Below are 13,284 nucleotides of genomic sequence, written 5' to 3' on the forward strand. Positions count from 1 at the left end.
CGGTACTTCTAGAATGTGCGAAAGAGGAAATAACATACATACAAAATCACTGGAAATTTTTTAAAATAAATTTTCGACTGAAGAACTGCCTTCATAAGCGTTGATATGAACTGTCTCAATCCTATTTAAGGCGTCCTCACATTTTTTTTCAATCTCCACATATTGCTCAAATTTTGCGGCCCCTTCTCGTTTCGGCTTTGTCTTGGAGTCTGTTGGTAAGAAGATGGTACAGCAATCTTCGTAAGGCAGAATTGATGTTTCATACGTACCAATACGCTTTGCATAAGCAATGGTCGTTTCTTTATCAATCGCAATTAAAGGACGAATAACAGGCAATGTCGTAACTTCATTAATCGTATTCATACTCTGCAACGTTTGCGATGCCACTTGTCCAAGGCTTTCCCCATTTGAAATTGCTAAAATTCCGTTCTTCTGAGCAAACGCATCTGCAATTCGTAACATCATTCTACGCATAATAGTCATCTCATAATTAGAGGGAACCTCTTTATGGATATGTGTTTGAATATCTGTAAATGGAACAAGGTGCACCTTAATGCTTGTCCCGTATTTCGTTAATTCTTTTGTTAAATCGAGTACCTTTTGTTTTGCTCGTTCATTCGTATATGGTGGACTATGAAAATGAAGCATTTCAATTTGGGCGCCACGTCCCATTAACATATGTGCTGCAACAGGTGAATCGATTCCTCCAGATAACATGTGCAACACTTTTCCACTCGCTCCAACTGGAAGTCCTTTTGCTGCTTCTATTGCCCCACCAGTAATATACGTACCTGCATCACGCACATCAATGGATAGTTCGAGTTCAGGTTGATGAACATCTACTTTTATGGCTCCGTCTAGAGCGCGCAAGATATGTCCACCGATTAGATGGTTAAGTTGTTGAGATTGAACCGGAAATCCTTTGTTCGCACGCCTAGCTGAGACTTTAAACGTTTTAACATTCGGATGAAGTTTTTCAATAAAAAAAAGGGCTCCTTCTTTAATCGTGTCGACGTCATTCTCCACCTGCATGGCTAAACTAAAGGAATAAATACCGAAAACATTTTTTAATGCTTCTTGAATGGGTGTTTCGTCAGCACCATGTAAATGAACAATAATTCTCCCTTGAATTCGTTTTGCCGTTACACCTGGAAACGGCTTTAATACTTTACGAATGTTGGCAAGGAGAAGCTTTTCAAAATGACTCCGATTTTTCCCTTTTAATGCTAGTTCTCCGTAACGCACAACAATATGATCGATATTCATTATGTTACCTCCTGAAGTTTTGGAACGAGTCGCTTTAGTGCCTTTATACACGTGGTCATCTCTTCTTCCGTTGTTAAAAAAGACAAACTGATTCGTATTGCCGTTTCCGCACGCTGCCGATCATGCCCTGCACCTAATAGAATTCGGCTTGGAACACCTGTTTTTGTTGAGCATGCTGATTGAGTTGAAACGTATATTTTTTCTTGAGAAAGGGATTGCACGAGTACTTCCGCTTTGACCGCTGGAATGGACACATTTAAAATATGTGGCGCACTATTGCTAACCGGCGAATTGATGAACACACCTTTTATTTGCTCAAGTTCGTGTATGACTAGCTTTCGCAAAGAAAGTAGACGCTCTTGCTCTTTATTCGCAACCGATGCTCCCATTTCAAGAGCTTTTGCGAAACAAGCGATACCTGCTACGTGTTCTGAACCGGGCCGAAGAGATTGTTCTTGCCCACCGCCATATAGGATAGGCTTCACTAGAGAAGGGTTTTTCGCATACAACAGCCCTGTTCCATTTGTACCATGAATTTTATGAGACGATAACGTCATTAAATCTATGTTGGAAAGTGAGCCAATCGGGACTTTTAGCAAGCTTTGCACAGCATCAACGTGGAACTGTATTCGTGGATAAGCTGATAACATCTCCGCTAGTTCCTGAATGGGTTGAATCGTTCCTAACTCACCTTGCACATGGCCGATGCTAACAAGCACCGTGTTCTTCTTAATGGCATCTTTCACTTGCTCAACCGTTACTCTCCCAAAAGCATCTCCTTGAAGATATGTCACTTCATGACCTGCATCTTCTAGTTGTCGAACCGTTTCATAAACAGACGCGTGCTCCACAGTTGTCGTAATCATATGTGCACTCTTTTCTTTTGTCACAATGCCTTTAATTGCTAACACATTGGCTTCTGTACCGCCACTTGTAAAGAGTAGCTGTTCTTTCTGACAAGAAAGAAAGTGGGCTATTTTCTTTCTTGCGTGGTTCAATACCTGCTCCGCTTCCATTCCTACTGAATGGAGCGATGAGGGGTTTCCAAAGTACTGCGAAGAAATCGTTGTATATAATGTTAAGACCTCTGGATAAGGTTTTGTTGTTGCACTATTGTCAAGATAAATCATGTAACAAACTCCTTTAACCTATAAACGCTGTATAATCACAGCTAATCTTAGCATAGATACGTTGTTTGTGCAGACAAAAAAAACGAAGCCACTTGAAGTGTCTTCGTTTAAGCTGAAAGATGTTTTGTCACTTTATTAAGTAAATCTGGTTCGTAGCGTTGAACAGCTTGTTGGACAATGGAGAGTGCTTTTTCGTAATCGTATTCTAGAAAAGCTTGTTCTGCCTCGTCAAGCTCTTTTCGAACAGTATCATCCTGTCCTCGATAACGATTACTATATTGAATGGCAAGCTCTGCCATTTGTGCGGTTTCAACCATTTCTTTAATGGCAGCACTGTTTTCTTCAACGACTCTTACGGCATCTTGAACGAGAGCTTCTACTTCTGTCATTTCGAGAGGAAACGATTCAAGCCCTTCAATTGCTTTGTTGATTTTTCCTTCCGCTTCATCTAATGCTTCTAAGTACGTAACAGGAACACCTGGTAAATTACTTTTATAAAGCAATCGCTTTGATTCAAGCACTAGCTCTCGCAACTGACTAACTGTTTCTTGGGCCTGTATTTCGTCTTTTCGCAGTCTTCTTAAACGGTCGATACTTTCTTCAATCCCGTTAGAAAGCTCTTCCATTTGTTTTCGCCATTCTTCTGTCATTTCAAAAATAGAAGAAAACGATTGTTTTCGATTTTCAAACACATCCATAATAAGCGTTAGCTGGCTCTGCACATTCCGTAAGTTTTTTTGCAATGTTTGTTGAAGCTGAATTTCTTCCGCTGCAATCATATAGCTTTTTTCCACTTGCGTTGTTTCATCAATAAGCTGTTTCATATTTTGATAGGCTTTTTCCACTTGGGCTTTTAAAGCTGGAACTTGCGCTAACAGCTTGCTTTTATAATTCGCTTCCTTTTCAAGGGTTTCATACATTTCATCAATTTCTGTTTGAAGCGATTCAAGCGCTGCTGCCGCTTCATCCACATTTAATTCTTTTAATGCTATGTACGCCTCATCAATTTCTTCTTTTTGCATGGAGATTTTTGATCCAAAAGAAAATGTCTCAAGGTGATAACCATCTTCTTCCATTTCTTTAATACCTAATTGCAAATTTGATAATTCACCAGGAAGTGTAGAACGAACTTGCATAAGAAGATGAGGGATGCGTTCCATCTTCTCATTTAGAATATAAAGGGAGTCTTTAATTTGCAGAAGCTGCTTTCTTGCTTGCAGGTAGCTTCCATTTTGTGTCGATTCTTCAAAAGCTAGTAATGCTTGTTTAGCATGACTCATCTCTTCATCAAGGGCTTTAATCGATTCACCAAACGAGCCTCGTTTCTTTAATAATTCGGCAGACAGCGTTTGGTAAAGCTCCTTTATTACTGCAATTTCACTGCGATTCTTTTCTTCTGCAGAAACGAGCTTATCAATATCCTCTACCATTAAATCAAGCTGCTGCTCAACAGACAGAAGTCGATTTTCTACCCATTTTAGCTGGTCTTTCGCTTTTGTAATTCGGTATTTACCGGCTAATTCTTCCACCTCAATAAGTTGTTCTTCAATGCTAGGGAGAATAGACTCAAGAATTTCGTCCCAGTCTTTTCGCCAGCTTTCAAATTTCTGTTCTGTTTCCCCAGACATTTTCAGCTTTTTCACTTTTGAAATTTCCTCTGAAATATTCCGATTAAGTATTTGGTTTTTTCGATTATCTAATTCATCGACTGATTTATGTATTGTTCGCCTAATTAACATTCCAGCAACTGTACCAATTACAATCACAATTAGTAAGACGACAACGATACCAATAATAATATCCACTGGAGACTCCCTTCCGACAAGCTCTTTCATCCTCTGCTAATTTTCTAGTTTATCCGTTTTCTAATACGTATTATAATATCATGAAAGCGACAGTTTGTGTGCAGATTCAACAGATCACTTCAAGACAATTTTCGCACTACCTAAAACCGATTGAATTGTTATACACAGACGAAGGAGGTTTTCGATAAAAATGCTAGATGGGCATGTCCACACACCTTATTGTCCGCATGGATCGGCAGACGCAATGGCTTCTTATTGTGAAGAAGCCATTAAACAAGGGATTACTCAGCTTTCATTTACAGAGCACGCTCCCCTTCCTGAGGGTTTTAAAGACCCTACCCCAGCCCAAGACAGTGCGATGCGTTGGGACGATGTTCCTACTTATTTTGCTACAATAAAACAGTTAAAAAACGACTACGCCAAATCGTTGCGCATACTCGCTGGTTTGGAAGTTGATTATATTGTTGGTTTTGAGAAGGAAACGACCGCTATCCTTAACGAACTCGGACCCTATTTAGAAGACAGTCTGTTATCGGTGCACTTCTTACAAACGACTAACGGTTATCATTGCTTAGACTACAGTGCTGATGGCTTCTGGTCCCTTGCAGAAAAAATTGGTGGCGTAGACGCTTTATATCATCTTTATTATAAAACCGTGCAATTGTCCATCGAAGCTTCACTAGGCTCTTTTAAACCAAAACGGATTGGGCATATGACATTATGTAGAAAATATCAACTGCGGTACCCAGCTAGTCATTCTTTTGAAACAGAGTGGATGCATATACTAAAAGAAGTTCGGGCGCAGGGTCTTGAATTGGACTATAACGGTGCAGGCATCATAAAGCCTGACTGCCAAGAAACCTACCCTCCTCTTTTTATTGCGAAGACGGCTAAAGAGATGGGCATCCCACTTATTTACGGATCTGATGCCCACACTGTAGCTGGTTTAAAAAGTGGATATGACGCTTTGCTTCCCTAACTTCTAACTAAATGAAGTCGCTTAACATCCCTTGTCTCTAATAACGATCTCATCCATTGCTCGGCATGGGTCACATATCGTCTCATAAACAGATGATCGTCTGGCGCAACTAAAAAGAGTTCTTTTAAATATTGCGGAGATGAAAATGGTAGTGTTAACATATTTCGTAAGTGAAGAACGGTCAAATCTATTGGTACTCTTTTCACTTGCTTCGCATTAAGGTGGACCTGAATAACTTGCTCTAAAAGAAATTGCTCTTTTCTCAAGTACGTACTCATCACTTCGCGTACGAGGGTAGAGTCCATTGTCATTTCTCGATGCGCCATTCGTGCAAGTAAATGGCAAGATTGTTGATACGTAAAGACTCGTTTAAATAAGTGAGATAATACTTGCTGTAGGTCGCCATCTGATGTGCGCATGGCTTCTTCTATAGAATGAATGTAGCCTTCAAAAAATTCAATGAGTAAGGTTTCAAATAATACGTGTTTTCCACCAAAGTAATACGAAATTAAAGCAGAATTAACCGAAGCTTCTTTGGCAATATCTCGAACGGACGTACCATGATAACCATTCGTATAAAAGAGCCGCGTCGCAGCAAGCTTAATAGAATCTTTTGTTTGATCACTCATTTGGATCCCCTCCGATAAGAGTTGATTGCACAAAACCTTTTCCCTTACTTCTGTATTCGACTTGCTCTTACAAGCTCCTGTTAAAGAATCCAAATATAGACCAAATATTTTTAGACAAATACCGTGATAAAAAGGCGATTATTGTATCATAAAAGGAGAATCTGTCATGTTTTCAACAAGCTCATATTCCAACAATAAACAAGAAGCATATGAATTGCTTTTAAAACAAGCAAAAGCACTACTAGAGGATGAACCAAGCACGCTTGCAAATTATGCAAATGCGAGTGCCTTGCTTGGTCAATTTTTAACGGATATAAACTGGGTCGGTTTTTATATAGTAAACGAAACTGAACTCGTTTTAGGTCCTTTTCAAGGATTACCTGCCTGTACTCGCATCGCTATTGGTAAAGGGGTTTGCGGTACAGCCGTTTCTGAGAATAAAACGATGAGGGTTGCAGATGTTCACACCTTCCCAGGTCATATTGCCTGTGATGCAGCATCAAATTCGGAACTTGTTGTTCCAGTGTGTCATGATGGAAAGGTAATTGCCGTGTTGGATATTGATAGCCCACTAAAAAATCGCTTTACGGAGGAAGATCAACTCTACTTAGAGCGTTTCGTTGCAACAATAGAGCCATACTTGAAAGCAAACCTTGACTTTTAAACAAATGTTAAGTATGATTATTCGGTGTGAAAGACAGCCGAGACAAGCTGTTGTTTGTTTTATTCCATTCCTCGCGGCTGCAAGGTATGAGGTGCACTGTGTAACTTCTAGCTGTCGAAGCGAAGGTGCATGAAAATGGAATAACTTACATTCAGAGATTGTCAGACAGGTTGTTATTTTGCAAATCAAAATAACAAGGAGGAGACTACTTATGTCTCGTTATACAGGTCCATCTTGGAAATTATCTCGTCGTCTTGGTGTTTCACTAAGCGGCACTGGAAAAGAGCTTGCGAAGCGTCCTTACGCTCCAGGTCAACACGGTCCAAACCAACGTAAAAAACTTTCTGAATATGCGCTTCAGCTTCAAGAAAAGCAGAAGCTTCGTCATATGTATGGCGTTAATGAGCGTCAATTCGTTCGTATCTTTAATGATGCTGGCAAAATGTCTGGTATCCACGGCGAAAACTTCATGATTCTTCTTGAGTCTCGTTTAGACAATCTTGTTTACCGTTTAGGTCTTGCTCGCACACGTCGTGCAGCTCGTCAACTTGTTAACCACGGTCACGTAATGGTAGATGGCTCTCGTGTAGATATCCCATCTTACCGCGTAAAGCCTGGTCAAGCGATCTCTCTTCGTGAGCGTTCTCGCAACCTAACTGCAGTGAAAGAGTCTTTAGAAGTAAATGACTTCACTCCAGCGTATGTATCATTTGACGAAGAAAAGCTTGAAGGAACGTACACGCGTCTTCCTGAGCGTTCTGAACTTCCTGCTGAAATCACAGAAGCACTTATCGTTGAGTGGTATTCTCGTTAATAAGCACGTAAAAAACGTCTGCCTGATAAAGGTAGACGTTTTTTTTCGCATGCATCACCGCTAATTCTTATACTAGACGTAATTTCGCGAATTTCCGCTTTCCAACTTGGACAATCATATCGTTTTCCACTGAAACGATCATCTTTATGTCATCTTGCTTTTCTTCATTAATCTTGACGCCGCCACCTTGAATCATACGACGCGCTTCTCCTTTTGAGTTTTGAAGTTTCAACTCAACAAGTAAATCAATAATGGATACGTCTTTGTCACCATTCCAATCTACAACAGGTAAATCCGTTGGTAGCGTTCGTTTTTGAAAGACTGTCTCAAAATAATGTTGTGCTTCTTTTGCTGCTTCTTCGCCATGGTACATTTCAACTAACTTTCGTCCGAGATGCATTTTCGCATCACGAGGATGAACGGAGCCATCTTTCAATCCTGCTTCAATGGCTTCTACTTCTTCCATCGGAACGTCCGTCGCAAGCTTAAAGTATTTCGCCATTAACTCATCTGGAATGGACATCGATTTACCAAAAATTTCATTTGGGGCTTCGTCAATACCAATATAGTTGTTCAATGACTTTGACATTTTGCGAACACCGTCTAACCCTTCAATCAGAGGAAGTGTCATCATGACTTGCTTTTCTTTACCGTACGCATCTTGTAACTGCCTGCCCATCAGAAGATTAAACGTTTGATCTGTACCACCCACTTCAATATCTGTATCCATTGCCACAGAATCATATCCTTGCATAAGTGGGTAGAAAAACTCGTGTACAGAAATCGCTTGACCAGATTTATAACGCTTATTAAAGTCTTCTCGCTCTAGCATACGAGCAACTGTCATTTGGCCAGCTAAATTTAACACATCTTCAAACTTCAGTTCTGATAACCAGTGTGAATTATAAAGAATTTCCGTTTTATCCATATCTAAGATTTTGCCGTATTGCTCTACATAGGTTTGTGCGTTTTGTTTTACTTGCTCATCTGTTAACACTTTACGTGTTTCTGATTTTCCAGTTGGATCTCCGATCTTACCTGTGAAATCACCAATTAGCAATTGAATATGATGACCATATTCTTGAAACTGACGTAGCTTTTGAAGCACAACGGTGTGACCAATATGCACGTCAGGCGCAGATGGATCCATGCCTAATTTAATGTTAAGAGGCTTACCTGTGCGCACACTCTTTTCAATTTTTTTGCGAAATGCTTCTTCTGGCACAATTTCTACAACCCCACGCATTAGCGTTTCAACTTGCTCATTTACTCGATTTATTTGCTCAGCGGTTAACTGATTTTCTTCTGACATGTCTCTTCCTCCTCTATTTTTGAACACAAAAAAAAGCTCCTCCCAAAAAGGGACGAACATTCGTCGCGGTACCACCCTTGTTGAAGGCAGAATAAGCCTTCCACTCTAACGATAACGGTTTTCCCGTCTTTGTGGTAAACACAAAGAAAGCTCCCAGCTGTAATTCTGCTCATGACATGTGCTAGCTTTCACCGCCCGCTAACTCTCTACTGACTACAACATCATAGGCATACTTCGGCTTTTCAACGCTTGTATACTAAATATAAACTTAGTTTTATCATACCTCGTTTTTAAAGTCAACAGAACGTGTATGCCCGTATTCTCATTTATGGTATACTCACCTTTATAGGGGGGAAACAATGAAATCTTTTCTATTACATGTAAGAAAATCCTTTGAGCAAGTGAATCAAAAGCTTGCCGACATTCATTTTTTTCGTAAGGTAGGCATTACCTACCAAGTACTTTGGAATTTACTACTTGTTGCACTTATCGTCGGGTTTTTACTCGTTCTATTAGCTGGTGGAACAGCAGCCGGTTATTTTGCATCTCTCGTTCATGATGAGCAACCTTACTCAGAAGAAGAATTACGCACCCACGTAGGGTCTCTAACAGAAACGAGTGAGATCTATTTAGCTAACGATGTCTATTTAGGAAAAATACGAAGTGATGTTGAGCGAGACATTGTGACATTAGATGACATAGCTGATGAAGTGAAATGGGCTATTGTTGCAACGGAAGATGAACATTTTTACGAACACGAAGGCATTGTTCCAAAAGCGCTGCTTCGCGCTACGATGCAAGAAATCGCAAATTCGTCGGTGCAAACTGGTGGAAGTACGCTTACTCAGCAATTGATTAAACAACAAGTCCTTTCTAACGAAGTGTCGTTTGATCGGAAAGCAACTGAAATTATGCTTGCCATGCGACTAGAACACTTCATGTCAAAAGACGAAATTTTAGAAGCTTACTTAAATGTAGTTCCATTTGGACGAAATGCTTCAGGTCGAAATGTAGAAGGTATTCAAGCGGCTTCAATGGGCATTTTTGGCGTAGCTGCGTCTGAGTTAAATTTAGCCCAATCAGCTTATTTAGCTGGTATGCCACAAAGTCCATTCGGCTACACACCATTTACAGGCGATGCAGATGTGAAAGATGAAGATGGCTTACGTCCAGGCTTTAATCGCTTCCGCACAGTCCTTAACCGGATGTATGAGAGTGGATACATTGACCAAGAGCAGCGTGATGAAGCCCTTGACTATGACCTTGCCGCTGATTTTATCGAATATGCTCCGGACCCAATGGCTAGACACCCGCGGTTAACATCTGAAATTCTTGAGCGGGCAACAGAAGCACTGCTTGCTGTAGAGAAAGAGTCCTTTGAAGGGTGGGATCAGCTTAGTGCCAGCGCCCAAAGTTTAGAGGAAGAAGAAATGCGCGGTACTGTACAAAATCGAATTGAAAATGGCGGGTATAAAATTACTACAACCATTGATGAAGACTTATATAGCGCAATGAACGATGCTGCCAGCAATTCTGATTATTATTTCGGTCCGAATAATGGCAATGGGGACCCAGAAGAAGTCGGTGCCGTTTTGATTGATAATCGCACAGGAGCCATTCTTAGTTTCGTTGGCGGACGGGAAGAAAATTTAGATAATCAGTTAAATTATACGACTCGTTTACGTTCACCTGGTTCAACGATTAAACCCATTCTACCGTTTGCCGGTGCTTTGGAAGCAGGGGTGACCCAACCAGGGCTTGTCATTCCAGATACGCCGACTAATCGTAGAGTAGATGGAGTACCAATTAACAACTATGATAATAGTCATGATGGGAATATTACGCTTCGTGAATCTTTAAAGCGTTCCCGCAACGTACCTGCCATTAAAGCATGGTGGCACGTACCAGAGGAATTAAAACAGCACTTAATTCAATCCTCAGGCGTTACCAATATGTCAACAGTTGAAACAGCTGCTATCGGCGGTGGCGGGGCAACCGTAGAACAAATTGTCTCTGCCTACTCTGCCTTTGCGAACGATGGTAAACGACCTGAAGCATACATGATTGAGAAAATTGAAACATACGATGGAGAAATTGTGTACGAACACGAAAAGAAAGAGTTTGACTACATTAGCCCACAATCAAATTACTTACTCGTCGATATGATGCGTGATGTCGTCAGTACTAGTGGCGGAACAGCTAGTCGAGTTCCAGGCTTGCTAAACTTTAGCGCAGACTGGGCAGGTAAAACAGGTACATCTAATGAGAATATTGACTCATGGTTTGTTGCGTCAAACCCTTATGTCTCTCTTGGTGTTTGGAATGGCTATACAGGCAGCAAACAAGTACCATTGTTAGAACGCTACAATGGAATGGGTACTGGTGAGCGTACGCAAAATATTTGGGCCAACATTGCCAATGCAGCGTACAGTGTAAAACCAAGCTTAATGACGGCTGAAGGAACAAAGTTTCAGCGTCCTAGTGGGTTAACCGAACGTCGCGTGTGTGGGTTAACAGGTGGTTCTTCAAACGCCATTTGTGACGAAGAAGGTTTAGTCACAACGGATCTTTATAATAACAACCTATTGTCTCGAATCGATGGTTTGTCCCCTTTCCAAAGTGAATTAAAAAGCACGGTTCAAAAACAGCTGGATGAATTACGCAAACGAGAAAGAGACGAACGACGTGAAAATGATAATGATGATGATGATGAAGACGATGACAGCTCTTCTGACGACGGCGAAGAAGAAAACGATAGTTCTAACGAAGATGAAGACAATGAAGATGAAAATGAAGATGATGATGATACAGACGAGGGAACTACAGACGAAGAAGAAGATTCAGCCGACGATGAAGAAGAATAAACGAGCAAAAACCATCCAACTAGTTGGATGGTTTTTTTGATTAATCTTCCATTGTCGATAGATCACCAGTCGGTAAATCAAGTTCCCATGCTTTTAACACACGACGCATAATTTTACCACTGCGCGTCTTAGGTAAAGAAGAACGGAACTCCATTTCCCGCGGTGCCGCATGGGCAGCTAAACCATTTTTCACAAATTGACGAATCTCTTCTTTTAAATCGTCTGTTACTTCATAACCATCACGTAAAGCTATGAATGCTTTAATGATTTCACCACGAACGGGGTCTGGTTTACCAATTACTCCAGCTTCAGCAACTGCTGGATGTTCCACAAGTTTGCTTTCAACTTCAAATGGACCAACACGTTCACCTGCTGTCATAATGACATCGTCAATTCTTCCTTGGAACCAGAAATAACCATCTTCATCCATATATGCTGAATCACCAGAGATATACCAGCCTGCTACTTCAAAATAACTCTTAAACTTCGGTTCGTTATTCCAAATGGAACGCATCATCGACGGCCAGCCAGCTTTAATGGCTAAATTCCCCATCCGGTTTGGAGGTAGTTCATTCCCTCGATCATCAACAATGGCCGCGTAAACACCTGGAATTGGTTTCCCCATTGAACCTGGACGAATTTCCATTGCTGGATAGTTACAAATCATTTGAGCACCTGTTTCCGTCATCCACCACGTATCGTGAATACGAAGATCGAAGACATTTTTCCCCCAACGGACAACCTCAGGATTCAGAGGCTCACCAACACTTAATACATGGCGTAATGAAGAAAGATCGTATTTCTTCACAAGCTCATCCCCTGCACTCATAAGCATTCTAAATGCAGTTGGTGCACTATACCAAACGGTTACATGATAACGTTGAATCGTCTCATACCAATCATCTGGAGAAAAACGTCCGCCACGTACCACATTCGTCACACCAGCAAGCCAAGGACCGAAAATTCCGTAAGATGTACCTGTTACCCAACCGGGATCCGCTGTACACCAATAAATATCATCATCCTTTAAGTCAAGTACGATTTTAGCCGTATGGTAGTGTTGTACCATTGCTTCGTGAACATGTAAAACACCTTTTGGTTTTCCTGTTGAACCAGATGTGTAATGAAGAATAAGTCCATCTTCTTTATCCACCCATTCTACTTCTAATTCATCTGATGCTTCGTCTAACCGTTTATTAAATTGAAGAAACGCGCCGTTATCTTCATACTTTTTATCATCAACAAGAACCGTTTCGAGCTGCGGTAAATCGTTAAACGGCACACGCTCTAGTAATGTAGGCGTTGTTACAAGTACTTTAGCGCCACTGTCTTCAAGGCGATCCTTAACAGCTCCCTCCATAAACGCTTCAAATAATGGGCCTACAATCGCACCTAATTTGACTGCACCAAGAAGCGCAAAATAAAGTTCAGGAGATCTTGGCATAAAAATAAATACACGGTCTCCTTTTTCTACACCCGCTTCTTTCAACACATTTGCTGCTTTGTTGGAATATGCTTTTAACTCTTTAAATGTATAGCGTTCATCTCGACGTGCGTCACTATAGTAAAGCGCAATTTGATCCGCTTTCCCATTTTCAGCGTGGCGGTCAATGGCTTCATAGGCTATATTCATTTTTCCTGTTTCATTCCAAGAGAATGCTTGTTTTACTTGATCCCAATTAAATTGTTCTTTTGCTTCTTCATAATTTTTCAGGTTATATTGTCCATCAATAACAGGAAGCGCTTTCATAATAGCTTCACACCTCTCCTTCTCTAATTGAGTTTATTATATACAAGAAACGTCTCGATTTCAATTGATTC

General features: G+C 40.8%; 10 protein-coding genes and 1 other annotated feature. Of the genes, 4 read left to right on the forward strand and 6 right to left on the reverse strand.

What is annotated here, in order from left to right:
* Positions 1-60 precede the first annotated feature (60 nt).
* The 3 genes from thiI to ezrA form a co-directional block, all read right to left on the reverse strand.
* Positions 61-1,266 (reverse strand): tRNA uracil 4-sulfurtransferase ThiI, encoded by a 1,206-nt coding sequence (gene thiI / locus FPV17_RS15040; protein ID WP_144559361.1) that lies wholly within the window; start codon positions 1,264-1,266, stop codon positions 61-63.
* Complete coding sequence (locus FPV17_RS15045; protein ID WP_144559362.1) at positions 1,266-2,396, reverse strand: cysteine desulfurase family protein; 1,131 nt, start codon at positions 2,394-2,396, stop codon at positions 1,266-1,268. The genes thiI and FPV17_RS15045 overlap by 1 nt, the downstream gene beginning before the upstream one ends.
* 107 nt (positions 2,397-2,503) lie before the next feature.
* On the reverse strand, positions 2,504-4,201 hold the full coding sequence (gene ezrA, locus FPV17_RS15050) for a septation ring formation regulator EzrA (protein WP_186370628.1): 1,698 nt from the start codon (positions 4,199-4,201) through the stop codon (positions 2,504-2,506).
* Positions 4,202-4,391: 190 nt separating this feature from the next.
* Between ezrA and hisJ the strand changes: the two genes are divergently transcribed.
* On the forward strand, positions 4,392-5,180 hold the full coding sequence (gene hisJ / locus FPV17_RS15055; RefSeq protein WP_035393921.1) for a histidinol-phosphatase HisJ: 789 nt from the start codon (positions 4,392-4,394) through the stop codon (positions 5,178-5,180).
* Here the strand turns inward: hisJ and refZ are convergent.
* Entirely contained in the window at positions 5,177-5,809 is a 633-nt protein-coding gene (refZ, locus tag FPV17_RS15060) for a forespore capture DNA-binding protein RefZ (RefSeq protein WP_035393918.1), read from the reverse strand. The genes hisJ and refZ overlap by 4 nt on opposite strands.
* 166 nt (positions 5,810-5,975) lie before the next feature.
* Here refZ and msrC point away from each other — a divergent pair, with 166 nt between their 5' ends.
* Entirely contained in the window at positions 5,976-6,473 is a 498-nt protein-coding gene (gene msrC / locus FPV17_RS15065) for a free L-methionine (R)-S-oxide reductase MsrC (protein WP_144559364.1), read from the forward strand.
* Positions 6,474-6,684: 211 nt separating this feature from the next.
* Complete coding sequence (gene rpsD / locus FPV17_RS15070; RefSeq protein ID WP_035393914.1) at positions 6,685-7,287, forward strand: 30S ribosomal protein S4; 603 nt, start codon at positions 6,685-6,687, stop codon at positions 7,285-7,287.
* Between the two features lie 67 nt (positions 7,288-7,354).
* Here rpsD and tyrS read toward each other — a convergent pair whose 3' ends face one another.
* Complete coding sequence (tyrS, locus tag FPV17_RS15075; protein ID WP_144559365.1) at positions 7,355-8,599, reverse strand: tyrosine--tRNA ligase; 1,245 nt, start codon at positions 8,597-8,599, stop codon at positions 7,355-7,357.
* 45 nt (positions 8,600-8,644) lie between these two features.
* Positions 8,645-8,854 (reverse strand) — a binding site (T-box leader).
* A gap of 104 nt (positions 8,855-8,958) precedes the next feature.
* Between tyrS and FPV17_RS15080 the strand changes: the two genes are divergently transcribed.
* The gene (locus tag FPV17_RS15080) at positions 8,959-11,463 is read left to right on the forward strand and encodes a transglycosylase domain-containing protein (protein ID WP_186370629.1); all 2,505 of its coding nucleotides are present in this window, start codon (positions 8,959-8,961) and stop codon (positions 11,461-11,463) included.
* A gap of 40 nt (positions 11,464-11,503) precedes the next feature.
* On the opposite strand, the gene acsA is transcribed toward FPV17_RS15080, so the two are convergent.
* Entirely contained in the window at positions 11,504-13,213 is a 1,710-nt protein-coding gene (gene acsA, locus FPV17_RS15085) for an acetate--CoA ligase (RefSeq protein ID WP_035393910.1), read from the reverse strand.
* Positions 13,214-13,284 lie beyond the last annotated feature (71 nt).

Source organism: Shouchella miscanthi (assembly GCF_007725405.1).
Classification (GTDB): domain Bacteria; phylum Bacillota; class Bacilli; order Bacillales; family Bacillaceae_D; genus Shouchella; species Shouchella hunanensis.